Below are 18,584 nucleotides of genomic sequence, written 5' to 3' on the forward strand. Positions count from 1 at the left end.
CCGAGTTCACGCTCCGTTCATACTCCGCTTCTACTCTTCCAGTGTCACGGAACTTTCAATGATTTAGACTGGAGGCGGAACAGTGAGTACTTTGGCGGCTAGTTTGTTTGAGGCATATAAGTGGCTAACCCCTTATGAGATGGTTTTGTGCGCGATCGATCTCTTTTTACTGGGATGGTACGCCTTCCCGGCTCGCCGTCCTTACCGATGGGTCGACTTTGTGCCGAGCGCGGGGGTGCTGACGTCCGCCCTGAGCTTGCTTCGCGGGGATACGACCCTGCCGGCCCTGATTCTGTACGGTCTGAGCGGCTTGTTGTTCCTGTTCACAGCGAAAAGAATCTGGGCGCCCAAGCGGCATGCCCCGCTTCCCAAGCGCAAGAGACTCCGCGCGATCGTTCGCGCCGCGTCGTGTCTCGCCGCCATGAGCCCGATCGTCCTCGCGCTTCTGCTCGCCGGGGAATTGCGTTACAACCCGGCCAGCGACTTCCGGAATTTAAGCTACTCCGAGGCTTTCGTTCGGTTGAACGAGCGGCTGTCCAAGGAATATCCCTTCGGCGACCGGAAGCAGGTCGACTGGGAGGCTCTTGAACGCAAGTATGCGCCGATCTTCCGGGAAGCGGAGAAGAAGCGCGATAAGGAGCTCTATTACAAGGCTTTGCGGGAGTATCTGTTCTCATTCCGGGACGGTCACGTCAAGATCGTTAACGAAGCCTTGTACGAGGACAATCCCGTCTTCCAACGGGAGGCCGGGGGCGGCTTCGGCATCGGCGCCGTCCTGCTGGATAACGGCCAAGTACGGGTCGGCCTGCTGCTGGAGGGCAGTCCGGCGGAGCGCGGCGGAATGGCGCTAGGCGACGAGATCGTCGAATGGAACGGGAGGCCCGCGCTGGACGTTTATCAAGCGGCGGCCTGGAGCGAGAATCCGACGGCGACGGAGGGGGACCGGAGGATGAACCAGGGCCGGTTCATGACTCGGGCGGCGGTCGGGAGCCAGGTTGAGATCGAGTATAGGAGCAGGGCGAATAACGAGCTAAGAAAAGCAATCTTGCAAGCCTACGAAGACGACTATGCCACCCTGAAGGCTACCAAGGCCAAGCTGAAGCGGACGGATGCCCCCATCGAAGGGCGCGTCTTGGATAACGGATACGGTTATATCCGGATCCGGTATTTCCTGCCGAACGATGCCGTGCCGGATCCCGCCGGATTGTTCACGAGGATCGTAAATGATTTTCAGAACCGGTCCGTCAAAGGCCTGATCGTCGATGTACGCGACAATCCCGGCGGCGACGACGATGTGGCCGCGGCTATTGCCGGGCATTTAAGCGCGTGGAAGCGGCATTATGAATTCGTCAGCTACTATAGCCGGACGACGGGCCGCTTCGAAATCAACGCCGGAGAGACTCGCGTCATAACGCCTAAGGAATCGGGTTACAAAGGGAAGGTAGCTATCCTGGTCAACCACAATACGGTCAGTTCGGCGGAGGGCTTGCCGCTCGTGCTCAAGGGACAGCCCCGAACCGTCATTGTCGGCTTCACCTCCACGAACGGCTCTTTCGGCGTGATGAGCCGCCCAATCGAGGCGAAGATGCCGGAAGGCTACCTGCTGCGCTTCCCGGACGGGAGATCTCTGGACGCCCGTTATGCCGTTCAAGGCGATAGCGACGGCCAGGGCCGGGGCGGCGTCTCGCCCGATATTCAAGTGCCGTTGAATGAAGAGACGTTCGCCGCGAAATATATCGAGGGTCAGGACGTCGAACTTCAAGCCGCCGTAGAAGCCTTGGAGAAGGCGGGCTCCGCCCAATGAGGTCCGAGCAGGTAACACATTGCCGCCACCCTTTAAAAAATACACTTGTAGCATAGCCCGTCCCCTCCGCGGGAATCCTATCCTGGAAAAATCACGCGGGGAATTTCGGAATATACTGAGGCATAAGAAGGAATCGGCATTTTTCGGGTAATAGAAAATATAGTCGGATCAAGGGGATGGGATGCGATGATCATCGGAGTACCCAAGGAAAGAAAAAATAACGAGCATCGCGTCGGCATGACGCCGGGAACCGTACTTTCCTACGTGCAGGCGGGCCATCGGGTACTGGTGGAAGCCGGAGCCGGGCAAGGCATCGGTTTTACGGATGAAGCCTACAGCGCCGCGGGAGCCACGGTGGTGCCCACCGCGGCCGAAGCTTGGTCGGCGGAAATGGTGGTGAAGGTAAAGGAACCGATTCCGGAAGAGTACGGATTTTTTCGGGAAGGCCAAATTTTGTTCACCTACCTGCACCTGGCGCCCGAGCCGGAACTGACTGGGGTGCTGGTTCAGGCGGGTGTAACGGCCGTGGCTTATGAAACGATCCAACTGGACGACGGGCGTTTGCCGCTGCTGATGCCGATGAGTGAAGTCGCCGGGAGGATGTCAATTCAGATCGGCGCGCATTTTCTGGAGAAGGCCCACGGCGGCAAGGGCCTTTTGCTGGGCGGCGTTCCCGGCGTGGAGCCGGGGAAGGTGACGATCATCGGCGGGGGGATCGTGGGCACCAATGCGGCCCGGATGGCCGTCGGCCTGGGCGCGGAGGTGACGATCATCGATCTGAGCGCGGAGCGGCTTCGTCAAATCGACGAGATGTTCCAGGGCCGGGTGAAGACGTTGATCTCCAACCCGTATCATATCGGCGAGGCTGTCCGCCGGGCCGATCTGCTGGTGGGAGCCGTGCTGATCCCCGGCGCAAGAGCCCCGCGGCTGGTGACGGAGGAGATGGTGAAGAGCATGGCTCCGGGCTCGGTCATCGTCGACGTGGCGATTGACCAGGGCGGCTCCATCGCCACCGTGGACCGTGTCACGACGCATGACCAGCCCACCTATGAGAAGCATGGCGTCGTGCACTACGCCGTTGCCAATATGCCGGGAGCCGTCGCCCGCACCTCGACGATGGCGCTGACCAATGTCACCGCGCCGTATGGCCTGCAGCTTGCGGGCAAAGGGTGCCGGCAGGCGGCGCTGGACAACCGCGCCCTGGCCAAGGGGATCAACGTGATGGCGGGGCGCGTGACCTATCCGGCTGTCGCCGAAGCGCAGGGGCTGCCCGCGGAGGATATTTTTGCGCTGCTGAAAAAATAATCATCCAGTGATCACACACTACATCTGACCATAGGAGGGATTTCATGCTGCGGACAAAAATCATTTGTACGCTAGGGCCGGCCTGCGATTCTTTGGACATCCTGAAGGATATGATTCGGGCGGGGATGACGGTAGGGCGGTTGAATATGGCGCACGGGGAACCGGAGGAGCATGCCGCGCGGATCAAGCGGGTCCGGCAGGCGGCCGGGGAGTTAGGCACGTTCATCCCCATTATGATGGACATCAAGGGGCCCGAGGTCCGGATCGGCAAGCTTAAAGAAGCTTCGTGCCAACTTGTGCCCGGCGAAGAACTGATCTTGACGACGGAAGTCATCGAGGGGGATTCGCGGCGTATTTCCGTCAACTATCCGGAGATGCCCCAAGTCGTTCATGAGAATGACCGGATCCTGATCGACGACGGTCTAATCGAGCTTCGCGTTCTCGCTGTCGAGGGGTCCGAAATCCGCTGCCGCATTATCAGCGGCGGTACGCTGAAGCCGCGGAAGGGCGTGAATCTGCCGGGAATCAAGACGACGCTGCCGGGCATTACGGAGCGGGATATCCGGCATATCGGCTTCGGGCTGGAGCAGGAGGTTGAAATGATCGCCGTCTCGTTCGTCCGCAAGGGCGACGATATCCGCGAGGTGCGGAGAATCCTTGAGGAACGGGGAGCGGAGCATGTCCAGATCATATCGAAGATCGAGAACGACGAGGGGATCGAAAATCTGGATGATATCCTCGAGGCTTCGGACGGTATCATGGTAGCGCGCGGGGACTTGGGCGTGGAGGTTCCGGTCGAAAGCGTGCCGATGCGCCAGAAAGAAATGATCGACAAGTGCAATCTGGCCGGAAAGCCCGTTATTGTCGCTACCCATATGCTTGAATCGATGCAGGTCAACCCGCGGCCTACCCGGGCGGAGGTCAGCGACGTATATAACGCCGTCATGCAGGGAGCGGATGTGGTCATGCTGTCCGGCGAATCCGCGGCCGGAAAATACCCGGTCCCATCGGTTCGGACGATGGCGAGGGTGGCGCATCAGGCGGAAACGATGATCGACTACCGGGAGCAATTCGACCGGAAAAGAGCGCAGCATGCCACCAACATCACCGAGGTGATCAGCCAGAGCGCGGTCAGCGCCTCGCTGGAGCTGGATGCCAAAGCCATCATTACTTCGACGGAAAGCGGGTTTACGGCCCGAATGGTGTCCAAGTACCGTCCAAAGGCCCCGATTTTGGCCATTACGCATGACAGGCAGGTGCTCCCGAAAATTTGTCTTCTATCCGGCGTCTTTCCGTTCCAGGGCGAGCAGGTCTCGACGACCGACGAAATGTTCAAATCGGCCATTCAAAGCGCATTGAAGACAGGCTATGTGCTGCCGGGAGATACGGTCGTTCTTTCCGCCGGGCTGCCGCTGGGACAGGCCGGAACGACGAACTTGATTCAGATTCAACAAGTTGGGCCATGATTGCGCGAAAGCCTCCACACTCATCCGGGTGCGGAGGCTTTCCGTTTGCATGGATTTTTGGGCAATCACCCATTCGAACGGTGCTGAGTATGCTGTTGAGAAGGCAATAACTCAAGTCATCGGAGGAAGAGAGAATGGGATACTATGTGAAAGTAGCGCCGGATGTCCGGCTGTACGTGGAAGACATCAACCCTTGCGGGGATAAGACAATTCTGTTTATTCACGGCTGGCCGCTCAGCCACAAGGCTTTTGAGTACCAGTTCAATGTGCTGCCTGCAAAAGGATATCGGTGCATCGGCATTGATTCGAGAGGATTCGGCAAATCGGATAAGCCGTGGGACGGCTACTGCCTGGACCGGATGGCCGATGATGTGCGGGGCGTGGTCGATGCGCTGGGACTATGCGATTTCACGCTCGCCGGCCATTCCTATGGCGGGGCGACAGCAGTGCGATACATGGCCCGCCACCGGGGTCACGGGGTATCCAAGCTGGCGTTGTTTGCGGCGGCGGCCCCCAGCTTGACCCGGCGTCCGGGATACCCTTACGGCATGCCGAAAGAGGATGTGACGGAGCTGATCAAGGACACACTGAACGACAGACCTCAGATGCTTCGGGGGCTGAAGGAATTGTTCTTTTTTCAGAATATCTCCAACGCGCTTGGCGACTGGTTCTTTGACATAGGGCTTTCGGCTGCCGGTTACTCCACGGCAAAGGTGGCGATGTCCTTCCGGGATGAAAGCCTGTTCTCCGATTTGGGCAAGATCGGGGTGCCCACGCTGATTCTGCACGGCATTCATGACAAGGTCTGTTACCCTGAACTGGCGGTCGCTCAAAAAGAGGGCATCCCTGACGCCAAGCTGGTCTGGTTCGAATTTAGCGGACACAGCCTGTTCTATGAGGAACGGGATAAATTCAACGCGGAACTTATGGCATTCTTGGAAGGCTAGCCGGCAGCTACGCCGACTTCCTTGACCACAGTTTCCGGATTCCGTGCAGGCCCAGCAGCAGCAAGGGAAGGAGAACCCCTATGACAAGCGTATAAGGGATCCACACTTTGGCGTCCCAAGACTGCCTATAAGCCACATTGGGATAGATAAAGACCGCCATGGTAATCATGGTCCACCCGGCAGGCAGCACGAGGGCTTGACTATTTTTAATCCCGAAGATTTGGGAAAGGCCGGCGACGATCATATACAGGTAGAGGGAAATCCGGAAAAACAGCGAGATAAACCACATAATGGCCATGACCGCCTCGATCCGCTGCAGAAAATTGCCGATGTTGATTTTTTGGGCGAGCAAATAGCTGGGGTACATGCTTTTTGCCGTAATATTGGGGCCGAGTACCAGGATGGTTAGCGCAACAACAATGACCAGCACGATACTGCCGATCAGGGTTCCGATATACACGGCTTTATGGGCCTGCTTCGGATGGTTTGCTGAAGCCGGGTAAATCATCAGGAGAATAATATGCGGAAAAAACACCACGCTGGCAAAAGAAAGGGCGGCCGAAAACAGCGGAGCGACCCCAAACTCCAATACGGGAAGCGTCTTCTCCAACTTTACCTCGGATAGCAGCAGCAAAGTCATGGCCGTAAACAGAAACAAAACCCAGGGAAACATCAACTCGGTGGAGCGGGTCAGGACTTCGAGGCCGAGTCGGGCACCCAGGGCAACAGTCACGCCAAAAAGAATGATGATCGCCTCGATCGGGGTCTCGGGCATCATTTGGATCGTCACAAAGGTTCCGACTTCTTGAAGAACCGTGGTGGGGCCAGCCAGAAAAAACGTGATCAGGAAAAGCAAGCCCACGAATTTTCCGATCCATTTGCCCAGCAGGGCTTCGCAGATTTGCATCAGGTTCTTTTCGGGATACATTCTGGCCAGCAACACATGTACCGAAAGCGTGATGAAGCCGAAGAGAACGCCAATCAACGCGGCGATCCAGGCATCTTGTTTGGCGATGGAGGCCACGCCCGAGGGGACGAGCAAAATGCCGCTGCCGATCGTAAACATCGCCGTCACAATCATAAGCTGGCGCAAAGATATTTTATACTCCGGCATAGGTAGGTTCCTTTCATGAAATTAGATTAGACCCAGGGCCGTAAGAAAGCGGCTGAGCGGTCTGAGTGCCATCGTGATGTAAGCCAAAGGTGTCGGAAGGTCGGTGAACAGGGTCTGAGCTACCGAAATTCCGACGCCAAGGAGGAGCAGAACGGAGAAACCCCAAGCGGTGCTCCGTTCCTTCTCCCGGATCAGCCGGGGAAGCTCCATCCAGGAGATCAAGGCAGCGACGGCCAGAATTATTAATATTTGTATCAATCGTCTCGCCTCATTCCTCGATGTCATTGATGAACGTATTGTTGGTTGTTCCCGTTCTGCGGATATGGTAATCCACCTTGACCCTGACGGGCAGGTCCGGGAAATAACGTTCATTCCAATCCTGTTTGACCCGTTTCCAGAAACCGGGATTCGAACGGCGGATGGCTTCGCCGAAACCGAAGACATCGACTTTATACTCTTTCTGTACTTTTGCAATGACCGATTTCATCAACTGCTCCCCCTTATTTTCAATTTTGGTTTCCAGTTCTTCGATGGACTTCGTCTGCGTCAGATCCAGTCCTTTGCACTCTACGGCCCCCACATTCCCCTCGACGTACGCCTTGATCTCAATTTCCGGGTTGGAGTCGATGACCTTTCCTGTAACTTTCGTATCGCTTCGGACGGTCTCCAGGGTAACTTTTCCTCTATCGCCGCAGGAGACAGAAACGACGGAACTTTTTACTCCGCCTGTGACATAGCGGTACCCTCTGCTCTCCCTCTCGTTTAGCCAACCGACCAGCTTGTCTGTTTTAAAAAGGGCGAGTCCGACAAATCGGAGATTTCCGGGAGTCTTGATCGTATTCACGTTCTCCGGGGTTTCCCCGATTTCACGGTCTCCGGTGATTTCCAAACCGGTTAATATGGGATGCTTTCCTTCACTGCTCAGGTCGTTAATCAACTGATCCAGCGTCACTGTGATGCTGGGTGACCACACCTGCTCGGAGGTTTGCAGCGAACTGAACAATTTGTTGGCCGGTATGGACTCCAGAGGCGTCATGATTTTCAGGGCCTCTTCGGCGGTGGCGCCTTTGGTGGCCACGAGATAGAAATCGGTTCGAAATTCATGATCCCTCAGCAAAAAATCGAGAATCTTGGCGACGCCATCTTTGGCCATCGACTCGCTGATCAGGAACATGCGCAGGTGCGAAAAGTAAATTTTTCGCGGACTCACTTGAGTCATCCTCCGGGCCGCTTCAAAAATCGTGTCGCCTTCGGTCGTAAATAAGGTGGCCGGTGCCTGGGCGCCGCCCGCTTTTTTGGAAGCGACCTGCCCGGGGACGACGACCTGGACGGACAAGCGGTAACGGTCCTCCACACGGTCAACCCCGGCGGCCACCGCGATCCCGAGTTCATTCAGTTCCCTGCGGTTCCAACAGCCGCTCAACAACAGGGCGATGAGCAGAGAGAGCAAAAGTAAAACCCCGATCCGTTTCATGTCGCATTCACCCGCTTTCCCGTGATGGCTTTAATTTTCATTTCGCGATTTCTTTGGAGGATTGCCCGGTCTGCGCGTCTGGTTGGTCTTGCTGATCAGCCTGGGACGGGTAGCAAGCAACCAGTGCGGTAATCGCAGGATCGTATCCTTTTGGTCCACGGGAATTAACGGGGCAAAAGGGGTCGTATAAGGAACTCCGAAAGAGCGCAGGCTGCATAAATGGAGAACCAAGGCCATGATCCCGACAAAAATGCCGAACAGGCCGAAGGACCCGGCGAGCGCCATCAGCGGGAAGCGCAGCATGCGGAAGGCGATCGACATATTGAAAGCCGGAAGCACAAAGCTGGATATCGCCGTAATCGCCACGACGATGACCATGGCCGCGGATATAATCCCCGCCTCTACGGCCGCTTGGCCGATGACCAGGGTGCCGACGATCGAAATCGCGGAGCCGATATTTTTAGGCAGCCGAACCCCGGCTTCCCGCAGAATCTCAAAGGTCACCTCCATCAGCAAGGCTTCCACGAATGCCGGAAACGGGATTTGCTCGCGCTGCGCGGCCAACCCGAACAAAAGCTGGGTCGGAAGCATTTCCTGGTGGAAAGTCGTGATTGCGATATAAAGGGAGGGCCCCAGCAGCGATATAAAGATGCTCAGATAGCGCAGGATGCGCAAAAAGCTGCTGATGTCCCACCGTTGGTAGTAATCCTCGGAAGCGTGGAGAAAGGACATCAGGAGGGCCGGAACGATCAAAACGAACGGGGTTCCGTCCACCAGAATGGCAATCTTCCCCTCCAGCAATTCAGCGGCAATGACATCGGGACGCTCGCTGTTGTAAATGGTAGGGAACGGCGTGAATGTGGTGTCCTGGATAAACTCTTCGATATAACCGCTTTCCAGGACGCTGTCCACATCGATCCGTTTCAGACGATCGCGAACTTCCTGGACGATCTCCGAATTGGCAATACCGTTGATGTACATCATGCCGACATCGGTTTGCGTCACCCGCCCGATCTGCATTGTTTCCAGCCATAGATTAGGGTCCTTGATTTTTCTGCGAATCATCGATGTATTGGTGCGGAGGGCCTCGGAAAAAGCTTCCCGGGGGCCGCGAACGACATTCTCCGCCGAGGTTTCTGTAACGCCGCGGTCCTTCCATCCCTTTGTGCCAGCAATAAGGCCTTGCACGGAGCCATTTATCAAAACGACAGTATCGCCGGACAACAAGGCGTGGAACAGAGTTTTATAGTCGTTTACCGTCTTGATTTCTTGATTATAAAGGGAGATTTCCTCCAAAAGGCGGTTTCCGTCGCTAACGATAGGGCTTTCCTGATTCTGTTGCCCAGCGGCTTTGGCCATATGAGCCACGGTTTTCATGACCGACTCGTAGATGATGTTCTGATCGGCCAGTCCGTCCGTATAAAGAAGCGCTATGCTGGTTTCCCCCGACTCGCCAAACGGGATTTCCCGGATACCGATATCAGTGCTGTTTCCGAGCGTCTGCCTGATTTTTTGCAAATTGGCCTGAAGGTCGGAAAGCAGCATATCCTCCGATGTAGGGGATGAATTACTCGGACTTTTCCCGTGACTGCCGGATTTACCGGCCTTGCTGGTTTTTCTGCGAAGCGGCATAGGGATCTTCTTCCTCTCGAGATTGCTAGCCCCATTATTTCCGAAGCATCCGGCGCCTAAACTCGGCAGGGAATTTTAAAAAACAAGCAATCGGGGGGGAGGGCGCTACAGCCGGTATTTTTGAGACGAGTTGTTCGCGTGATACAATGAAACCGACACCCAAGTCCATAAAAAAATCAAGCGGGAGGGATTGGTTATGAAATATCGCAGATTGGGGAAAACGGAGTTTGACGTATCGGTTATCGGCATCGGGACCTGGCAGTTTGGCGGCGAGTGGGGTCTGCAGTTTACGCAGGAGGAGGTCGACGCCATCCTGGACAAAGGCCAGGAATTGGGCATCAATCTGATCGATACGGCGGAGTGTTACGGCGATCATTTGTCCGAATCGTTTATAGGCGACTACTTAAGCCGCCGCAAACGGGAGGACTGGATCGTCGCGACCAAGTTTGGCCATCATTTTCATGAACGGTTCACCCGCACGGACAAATTTGGGGCAAAGGATGTGCTGGAGCAACTGGACGGCTCCCTGAAAGCGCTGAAGACGGATTATATCGACCTGTACCAATTTCACTCAGGGCCGGACGAGGCGTTCACAATGATGAATTGTGGACGGTGTTGGACAAGCAGGTCCAAGCCGGAAAGATCCGCCACCTCGGCACATCAATCGGCAGCAACGACAACCTCCACCAGACCGAAGCTTCGACCAAGGTGAATTCGAAAGTGATTCAGGTTGTATACAACCGGCTGGATCGTGCGCCGGAGCAACGGGTGTTCCCGTCCTGCGAGCAGCAGGACTTGGGGGTATTGGCCCGGGTTCCGCTGGCCAGCGGCTACCTCAGCGGCAAATACAAACCCGGGGCCGTGTTTGACAATACGGATGTGCGGCACCGCCACGATCCGGAGAGCACCCGGCAGAAGCTCGAGGAGGTGGAGCGGATCGCTCGGGAAGAGGTGCCGGAGGGCGTGGACATGGCCCAGTGGGCACTAGCCTGGTGCCTTCGCCACCCGGCGGTCAGCGCGGTTATCCCCGGCTGCAAGAATCCGGCGCAAGTGGAAGCGAATGCGAGCGCCGCCGCGCTTGTGGTCGAGGGGCGATAACGTCAAGCGGCAAACGCTGAACGATGCGTTGAATGATGCTGATGCCAGGCACACCTCTGTGCCGGGAATTCAGCCGGGTGTTGGCCAAGCCAAGTACCCGGTTTACGGGAATTCCTCCCGGTAATTCGGCCCATATGGCGGTCAGCCCGTAATTAGATGGAAAACCTCCAGCTATTCTCCGGCAAAAGTGGCAAATTGCCCTTTGAGGTGAGATTTAGCTGGAGGAATTCCAGTTAAAGGTACCCTTTGGCAACAAACAGGCCAAATTAACGGGAGAAACTCCAGTTATGTATGGCACTGTCCGCGTTGTCAGTCGCCGTCTTTTTCTATATCGGGAGTAGGGATTCTCGCCGAACTCTAACGGAAGCAGTAGCCGCTATTTTGTATAAAAGCGCCCTCTCCGAGTTTTAAAGGAAATGAGAGCGCCCATTTTCTGCATTTTCTGCGCAAACAGCCGATTTTCAGCCAAATAGGTGCTAAGATTTCCGTTAGTGTTTGATAACCTGCACACTTTGAAGAAATAGCGGCTATTTCGTCCGACAAGACGCCCAACTGTGGGGGGCAACGGCCTGAGTCCAACCGGGATGAGGCAGGCCAATCTCACCTGTACGCGATTTGTGTTGAATAAATCAGGCCTTGTCGAACAATAACGGTATTTCCCGGGTAATTCAGCAAATAAGATGAAGGGATGACAAGAGTCCAATTTAATATTTAATTTTTATGTTATTTTTGTTGGCTTTTGTAAATGTTGGAATCATAATTTCCAATTGAATTATTATATAGGTTGAACTAAAGATAAGTCGCCAACATCCACCATTGTAGATATAAAACGCCTCCGTTAGAGCTTACACACTTAACCGCTATACTTAACGGGAAAACCTCCCGTTATTATACCGCTCTCAGCCCTTGGATCCGATTTAGCCGGAAAAGCTCCATCTATTTCGCGATTCAATTGTTGATATACGCAATTTCAGACGAATTAGCGGGAGGTTTTCCAGCTAATGTCCCTCCGCTGCCGCATAGGCACCCACCTCACACCGCTGTCTTTTATGCAAATCAATAGTTCAGCCTATATAGCTGTGATTTTATGGATGCTAGGCTCTTAAGGCACGCGGAATTGCTTGGGTAGGTGATTAGATTTTTAAGTTCCACAACCACGCTACGCGCAGAAAAGGAAGACTACATCAGGAGAGAAGGGGAACCCTTCATCAATTTTCCGGGATTTCAGGAGTGAATGCTGGAACATTAAGCGGGCATTCTAAATGGAAAACCGGCCCATACCCATCGGACAACTGGAACTTTTAGGGTCAGGATGATGCTGGGCTTGTTTCATTTTTATAAGTGTTTTGGTATTTATTTCACATTTGCAGTACGTCTCATTATGCTATAAATGGCAACATCTTCTAATATGTTCATAGGGTGAGAGGCTATGAATAATAAGGAGAGAATGAAAGTGCGAATTGAACAAGAGAGACAGAAACTAAACCAGTTGGCGGACCGTTACGGACTGCGTCACAAGGCCGTGCTCAATCAATCCGTACTGCTGGATAAATTGATTAATAAGTATAACAAGGTGAAATATGAAGATATGCAGAGAAGGCAGCCGACTGCATGATTCGGTTTCGTAGGGATCGGTTGAGCTGCGTTAATAGCGGATGACAAAGAGCTGTGTCCGATGCAGGGACGCAGCTCTTTGTGTGGTGCATCCATTAATTGATCTTTGATTAAGGTTTTGTTTACCGGAATGAAGTGACGAAGCCTTGCAGCAATGTTCTTACGTCGTATTGGTATTGGTTGATCGGCTCAATGGGCTTATCCAGGCCGAGCAGCGTGTAAACCGCAATACGGGCTGCCCGAACGGAATATTCCTCGGTGAACACCACATCGTCCGGAATTTCGCAGAATTGGCTGATAAAGGCCAAGTTCGTGGAGCCGTCCGGAACGACTTTGGGCCGGTCGCCTATCGCCCGAGGCATGAATTGGGCCGTAATGAACGGCATCATGCAAGGAATGCAGTTCGCGGAAGCCAGAATGGCATCCATATCCTTTTCGAAATGAAGATGATGCAGCAGCTCGGTCAGAATTTCTTCCCCCGTACAATCGCTCATCTTCTTTTTTACATAATCCCCGACCCGATCCGGGAACAAGCCATACCCCCAGAAGACCTTCACATGCTCCGGCTGATTGCGGAAGTGCGGCTGATGCGCGAGCACGATGGACATGAACCAGCTCGAATCCTTGAACGTGACGAGCGCTCCCGTACCGGCTTTATTGCGCGAGAACGCCTCCATCAGATCGAAGAAGCGGGAGTCCTGACAGGTCACCGTGAACGATTCCCACTTGGAGCCTTCGATATGATCGGCGAAAGGAGAAGGATTCCCCAATCCCGGTTTTTTGGCCGCAATGCGCTCCCACAGTTTCCAGGAGCTTCCCTTCCCCAGCAGCTCAGGGGCCGATGTCATGGAGCCCAAGCTTGAGCTTTCCGTCATGGAGCCATTGGTGACGATCACCAGATCCCCCTCACCCAGCTCCAACACCTGCTCCGTTCCGTTCTTGGAATAGTGAATGCCGGTTACGGTAATACCATCCCCTTCTTTAAAATCCAAATCCGTTACCGTACATTTCAGCGTGAAATCCACGCCATGCTCCTCCAAATACTTGTGCAGCGGAAGAATGATCGAGTCGTATTGGTTGTATGGCGTACGCGTGACACCTTCCAACGTATGGATTCGAGGATATTCATGCATAAACCGGATCATATATCTTTTCAGCTCAACGGCGCTGTGCCAAGGCTGGAAAGCGAAGGTGGTCGCCCACATGAACCAGAAGTTGGTTTCAAAAAAATGCGGGCCGAACCAGTCGTTAATTCGGGCTGTGCCTAACTTGTCTTCAGGCGTTATGATCAGCTTGGCCATGGCCATCCGGTCGGCCATGTCGAAGCCCATGGAAGTCACGTCCTCGACCTGCCCCTCCTTGTTGACCAGCCGCGCATTGGAATGAGTCGGATGGGCTGTATCAAAAGCTATGATTTCCTCCCGTATGGACAGACCGGGCTGATCCAGGGAAGGGATGGTGCTTAACAAATCCCATAAATTTTCGTAGGTTTCATCGTTCAGCATCCGGCCGCCGCGGATTACGTAGCCTTGCAGTTCGTTCCCTGCGCCATCGTTGCTTCCGCCGAGGATTTTCATTTCTTCCAGCACGTGAATTTGTTCACCTGAGAAGCCGCAATCCCGTACCAGAAAAGCTGCTCCCGCCAATGACGCTATACCGCCGCCGACAAAATACACCTGTTTGCCGTTCTTTTCCTCTGCCATATCTGTCGCCTCCACAAAAAGGGATTGTTCTTGTAGGAACAATTTTAATGTAGTACGCCTCCCCAAACTTGAGAATCAACAAAGGAACGCATGTGTTTAATTTTTGGACACTCACGCGGGATTGTCTAGAGAAAACGACGCCATCGGCCTTGGACTGACAGGAGCGCAAATTTTAACGGTGGCTATTTTCGTAACGCTGAAGGGCCCGCTCGAAGTTTCCTTCCATTAGTCGCGTCAGCCGTTCGATGATCAACTCCGGTTCTGTCACCATACCTTCCCCCATCCACTGGATCACCAGGCCCGTAAATGCCAGCGTATAAAAATTAGCCATGAACTTTTTGTCCTCGTCACTTACCTGCTTGTTGCGGGAGACCTCCTGAACGACGCCCATGATCAGCCGATTGGTTACGGCGAACAAATAGGTGTCGAGATGATCGCGTGCCAAGGAATGGAGGGTGTTCAGGCAGAAGCTCCGATTCGTTTCGATGTACTTGAATATTTTGAGCAGTCCTTGCGGCCAGGTATCGTAGCTGCGGTAAGCCGCAATGGTATCGACGGCCTCGGTTTGATAGATCCACCCCAGCAGCTCATAGATATCCTGAAAATGATAGTAAAAGGTTTGGCGGTTCAGACCGCAGTTCTCTACCAGATGCTTAACGGTAATTTTGCTCAAGGGAGTCGTATTCATTTGGTTCTTTAGAGCAGCGGCCAACGCTTTTTTGGTGAGCTGGGAATTCGACATCGACATCACCTGTATCTGTAAAATTTTACAGCAATCACACACCTTTCATTATACGCCCCTCTTCGCCATTCTCAAAAAACGGCCGTTGGTTCCCTCTCATCGTGTATAATGGTAGGAGTTTGAGAGATGGGGTGGGGCAAGCGTGCCGCATAAAATTTTGCTGATAGAAGACGATGCTTCGATTATAGATATGCTGGCCGGTTATTTAACCAAAGAGGGCTACGTCATCCGGTCCGCGAGCAATGGAGAAGACGGGCTGACTTTGTTTCGGAACGAGAGCTTTGATTTGATCGTGGTGGATCTGATGATGCCGAAGCTGGATGGGATGGAGGTTATAAAAATTGTGCGCGAAACCAGTGCCGTTCCGATTCTGATCATGTCCGCCAAAGACAATGATGTCGACAAGGCCATCGGCCTCGGCTTCGGCGCGGACGATTACATCGCCAAGCCTTTTTCGTTGATCGAAATCACGGCGCGGATCAAGGCGGCGATCCGCCGGGCGACCTTGTATGCCCGGCGCGAGTCCGGGGAGAAGCCGGAGACGGTCGTCGTCTCGAACGGTTTAACCGTGGACTTGGAAAATTACCTGGTCCGCAGGAACGGGGAGGAGATTAAGCTGACGGCCAAGGAGGCCGAAATCCTCGGTCTTTTCCTGCGGAATCCGAACCGCGTGTTCACAAAGGCGCAAATCTACGGGTTCATCTGGAACGATGATTACCTGGGCGATGACAACGTCATCAATGTCCACATCCGCCGGCTGCGGGAAAAAATCGAACAGGACCCTTCCGACCCGAAATATTTGCAAACCCTTTGGGGAATCGGCTATAAATGGACGGTTGCGGAATGATTTACGGCGTGCTGATCGGCGTAATTTTAATATTGGCGGGATGGGTATACAGGCTGCATGCTGCCAACCGAAGAAGATCCCAGCAGCTTGGGCATATCCACAGCAAACTGGATCGGATTCTGGCCGATGATTCGGGTACCAAGCTGCTGCTCTTTACCGAAGACCCCGAGCTTCGGCTGCTTCTCACGGATATCAACCGGGTGCTGGAGCTGAACCAGCGAATTTTAGCCGAGCGGGCGGAGACCGAGCAGTCGATCCGAAGAATGTTGTCCAATATCTCCCATGATTTGAAAACCCCGCTTACGGTCGTTCTCGGCTATTTGGAGGCCATGGAACTGGATCCCGGCATGCCTGAGGCCGAGAGAATGGAGCTGATGCGCAAGGTTCACCGCAAGGCCAATGAAGTGCTTGAGATGATCCGGCAATTTTTTGATCTGGCGAAGCTGGAGGCGGGAGATCAGCCCGTGCCGCTGACCCGGGTGCAGATGAATGAGGTTTGCCGGCGGAATATGCTCGCTTTTTACGAGGTGCTGACGGGAAAAGGTTTTGAGGTCAATCTCTCGATCCCCGAGGAGCCGATTTATGCTTACGCCAACGAAAACGCGCTGGACCGGATTCTGGACAACTTGATTTCGAACGCGATCCGGTACGGGGGCGACGGAAACGTGATCGGTTTGACTTTAAGGGTGGAAGAGAATCAGGTCTGCATCGACGTATGGGACCGCGGGAAGGGAATCGGTGAAATTCACCAGAGCCGGGTGTTCGAGCGGATGTATACGCTGGAGGATTCCCGGAACAAGGCTTATCAGGGCAGCGGCCTCGGGTTAACGATTACGAAGCGGCTCGCCCAGCAAATGGGAGGGGACGTCCGGCTCTATAGCCGGCCCTCCGAGAAGACGATTTTTACCGTAGGCCTGAGGCCGTTTCGCTATTGAACCGTAGGTTCAGCCTATAGACACGCAGGGTATGACTGCATCTATAGGCTTTTTTTGCCGATGCAAGTCAACTTAAGAAACAAGTAAGATTTGATTAATAATCAGGACCGAAAGAGGCTTTACTATAAAAGTATAGTGAAAAACAGATCACGAGGAAGGCAAGACCTAAAGGAGAGATACGATGAGCTTTATTCTGAGAACGGTTCAGTTGACGAAGGTGTTTCAGGGCAGGGAAGTTGTGTCCGAGGTAAGCATGAACGTGAAGAAGGGTGAAATTTACGGATTTTTGGGGCCGAACGGAGCGGGCAAAACGACCGTCATGAAAATGCTCACCAACCTGGTGAAGCCGACGGGCGGGGAAATTGAAATTTTCGGGGAGAAGCTGACGGCGAAATCGTACCAGATGCTTGGCCGTATGGGAACGATTATTGAATATCCCATATTTTACGACAAGTTGAAGGCTAGGGAGAACCTCGAGCTGCACTGCGAATATATGGGCTACTACAACAAAACAGCGATCTATGAAGCGCTGGAGCTGGTCAACCTGCGAAATATCGACCACAAGCCGGTAAAAGATTTCTCCCTCGGCATGAAGCAGAGGCTGGGGATTGCCCGGGCGATCCTAACGAAGCCGGAGCTCCTCATCCTGGACGAACCGATTAACGGGCTCGATCCGGTCGGAATCAAGGAAATCCGCGATTTGTTCAAGCTGCTCTCCAAGGAATACGGCATGACACTGCTGGTGTCCAGTCACATTTTGGGCGAGATGGAGCAGATGGTCGACACGATTGGCGTCATCAACCATGGCCGATTGATCGAGGAAGTCGCGATGGATCGCGTCCGTGAGCGGAATACGGATTATATTGAGCTCAAAGTCGGCGACAGCAAAAAAGCGGCGTTTATTTTGACGAATCATCTGAATGTGTCCAATCTGAAGGTGGTCGATGAGGTTACCGTACGCGTCTATGACCCGAAGGTCCAGCAAAACGAGCTGACCAAAACGCTGGTGCTGCATGATGTGGTCATCGAGTCCATCCACAAGAAGAGCAGCTCGCTGGAGGATTATTTCTTGGGTCTTTTGAATGGAGGGAATCTGAGTGCTTAATTTGATCAAGCTGGAATTACGGAAATTTAAAATCGCAGGGAATATCCTGGGCGGGTTTATCGCGTCATTTTTGATCATGGCTTTTGTCATCGCCGTGAATTATGACACCCACGAGAAAGCGTTTGCCAGTTACAAAGATGTATTGGGGATCATCGACGCTACTACTTCAATAACGTTTATCGTTTTTGCTTCCGTGCTTTTGTCGAAGTTCATTATCGACGAGTACAAAACCCGGTCCATCACCGTGCTCTTCATGTACCCGCTGCAGCGTAAAAAGCTGCTCACGGCCAAACTCATTATCGTGGTCCTGTTTACATTTCTGTTTGGCATCATCGGCCGCGTGATTGTCTTTTCGGGATTCTATATTTATAATAGCTTCGCTCATTTTATCCCGGGGGAATTGCCGACTTCACTCCTGGTCGAACATGGTGTCAGGTTTCTGGTAAACTCGGCGATGTACAGCTGTATCGCCCTCATCCCGCTTTATTTCGGGATGAGAAAGTACTCGGTGCCTACGACGATCGTTTCCTCCATCCTCGTCGCGGCGGTTTTGAATGCCAACAACGGGACGGAATTTACACTGAGCAGCATCGTTGTAATCCCCGCGGCCATTGCGGCGGTTGGTCTGGTTGTTGCGTACCTGGCGATCCGGAACGCGGATACGAAGGATGTAGTTTAAAAAAGAGAAGGCCCCTGGCTGCTCGACAGCTGGGGGCCTTTGACGTTTGACGAGGGCACTGCGGCGTCCGTTGGTGGCTTTGTTGACCTCCGATGTAAGAAGTATAACGGGAATTTCTC

At 53.7% G+C, this 18,584-nt stretch carries 15 protein-coding genes and 1 pseudogene; 10 read left to right on the plus strand and 6 right to left on the minus strand.

Annotated elements, in window-relative coordinates:
- Nucleotides 1-82: 82 nt before the first annotated feature.
- The 4 genes from V4U88_RS16215 (at nucleotide 83) to V4U88_RS16230 (ending at nucleotide 5,522) form a co-directional block, all read left to right on the plus strand.
- A complete protein-coding gene (locus V4U88_RS16215; RefSeq protein ID WP_334074282.1) occupies nucleotides 83-1,804 on the plus strand; it encodes a S41 family peptidase in 1,722 nt (573 codons plus the stop codon).
- Nucleotides 1,805-1,990: 186 nt separating this feature from the next.
- Nucleotides 1,991-3,109 (plus strand): alanine dehydrogenase, encoded by a 1,119-nt coding sequence (gene ald / locus V4U88_RS16220; protein WP_334074283.1) that lies wholly within the window; start codon nucleotides 1,991-1,993, stop codon nucleotides 3,107-3,109.
- A 44-nt stretch (nucleotides 3,110-3,153) separates the two neighbouring features.
- Complete coding sequence (pyk, locus tag V4U88_RS16225) at nucleotides 3,154-4,575, plus strand: pyruvate kinase (protein WP_334074284.1); 1,422 nt, start codon at nucleotides 3,154-3,156, stop codon at nucleotides 4,573-4,575.
- 134 nt (nucleotides 4,576-4,709) lie between these two features.
- Nucleotides 4,710-5,522 (plus strand): alpha/beta fold hydrolase, encoded by an 813-nt coding sequence (locus V4U88_RS16230; protein ID WP_334074285.1) that lies wholly within the window; start codon nucleotides 4,710-4,712, stop codon nucleotides 5,520-5,522.
- Between the two features lie 7 nt (nucleotides 5,523-5,529).
- On the opposite strand, the gene V4U88_RS16235 is transcribed toward V4U88_RS16230, so the two are convergent.
- The 4 genes from V4U88_RS16235 to V4U88_RS16250 are packed head-to-tail and all read right to left on the minus strand — an operon-like array spanning nucleotide 5,530 to nucleotide 9,742.
- Entirely contained in the window at nucleotides 5,530-6,636 is a 1,107-nt protein-coding gene (locus V4U88_RS16235) for a GerAB/ArcD/ProY family transporter (protein WP_334074286.1), read from the minus strand.
- A 21-nt stretch (nucleotides 6,637-6,657) separates the two neighbouring features.
- Nucleotides 6,658-6,894 carry a hypothetical protein gene (locus V4U88_RS16240; RefSeq protein WP_334074287.1) on the minus strand — a complete coding sequence of 79 codons (237 nt, stop codon included), beginning with the start codon at nucleotides 6,892-6,894 and terminating at the stop codon, nucleotides 6,658-6,660.
- Nucleotides 6,895-6,904: 10 nt separating this feature from the next.
- The gene (locus V4U88_RS16245; protein WP_334074288.1) at nucleotides 6,905-8,110 is read right to left on the minus strand and encodes a Ger(x)C family spore germination protein; all 1,206 of its coding nucleotides are present in this window, start codon (nucleotides 8,108-8,110) and stop codon (nucleotides 6,905-6,907) included.
- A gap of 30 nt (nucleotides 8,111-8,140) precedes the next feature.
- A complete protein-coding gene (locus V4U88_RS16250; RefSeq protein WP_334074289.1) occupies nucleotides 8,141-9,742 on the minus strand; it encodes a spore germination protein in 1,602 nt (533 codons plus the stop codon).
- A 196-nt stretch (nucleotides 9,743-9,938) separates the two neighbouring features.
- On the opposite strand from V4U88_RS16250, the pseudogene V4U88_RS16255 reads away from it, so the two are divergent.
- Together V4U88_RS16255 and V4U88_RS16260 are read left to right on the plus strand one after the other, a co-directional pair.
- A pseudogene (locus tag V4U88_RS16255) lies at nucleotides 9,939-10,840 on the plus strand (aldo/keto reductase).
- 1,453 nt (nucleotides 10,841-12,293) lie between these two features.
- On the plus strand, nucleotides 12,294-12,455 hold the full coding sequence (locus V4U88_RS16260; protein ID WP_416367268.1) for an aspartyl-phosphate phosphatase Spo0E family protein: 162 nt from the start codon (nucleotides 12,294-12,296) through the stop codon (nucleotides 12,453-12,455).
- Between the two features lie 121 nt (nucleotides 12,456-12,576).
- On the opposite strand, the gene V4U88_RS16265 is transcribed toward V4U88_RS16260, so the two are convergent.
- Entirely contained in the window at nucleotides 12,577-14,157 is a 1,581-nt protein-coding gene (locus tag V4U88_RS16265; protein ID WP_334074291.1) for an oleate hydratase, read from the minus strand.
- 172 nt (nucleotides 14,158-14,329) lie between these two features.
- Nucleotides 14,330-14,899, minus strand: coding sequence for a TetR-like C-terminal domain-containing protein (locus V4U88_RS16270; protein WP_334074292.1), 570 nt, complete (start codon nucleotides 14,897-14,899; stop codon nucleotides 14,330-14,332).
- Nucleotides 14,900-15,041: 142 nt separating this feature from the next.
- On the opposite strand from V4U88_RS16270, the gene V4U88_RS16275 reads away from it, so the two are divergent.
- The 4 genes from V4U88_RS16275 (at nucleotide 15,042) to V4U88_RS16290 (ending at nucleotide 18,465) form a co-directional block, all read left to right on the plus strand.
- The gene (locus V4U88_RS16275; protein WP_334074293.1) at nucleotides 15,042-15,746 is read left to right on the plus strand and encodes a response regulator transcription factor; all 705 of its coding nucleotides are present in this window, start codon (nucleotides 15,042-15,044) and stop codon (nucleotides 15,744-15,746) included.
- Nucleotides 15,743-16,681: a sensor histidine kinase gene (locus V4U88_RS16280; protein WP_334074294.1), complete on the plus strand. Its 939-nt coding sequence runs from the start codon at nucleotides 15,743-15,745 to the stop codon at nucleotides 16,679-16,681. The genes V4U88_RS16275 and V4U88_RS16280 overlap by 4 nt, the downstream gene beginning before the upstream one ends.
- Nucleotides 16,682-16,862: 181 nt before the next feature.
- Nucleotides 16,863-17,786: an ABC transporter ATP-binding protein gene (locus V4U88_RS16285; protein ID WP_334074295.1), complete on the plus strand. Its 924-nt coding sequence runs from the start codon at nucleotides 16,863-16,865 to the stop codon at nucleotides 17,784-17,786.
- Nucleotides 17,779-18,465, plus strand: a complete 687-nt coding sequence (locus V4U88_RS16290; RefSeq protein ID WP_334074296.1) for an ABC transporter permease — start codon at nucleotides 17,779-17,781, stop codon at nucleotides 18,463-18,465. The genes V4U88_RS16285 and V4U88_RS16290 overlap by 8 nt, the downstream gene beginning before the upstream one ends.
- The last annotated feature ends 119 nt before the right edge of the window (nucleotides 18,466-18,584 follow it).

The organism is Paenibacillus sp. A14 (assembly GCF_036864815.1).
GTDB lineage: Bacteria > Bacillota > Bacilli > Paenibacillales > Paenibacillaceae > Fontibacillus > Fontibacillus sanfengchensis.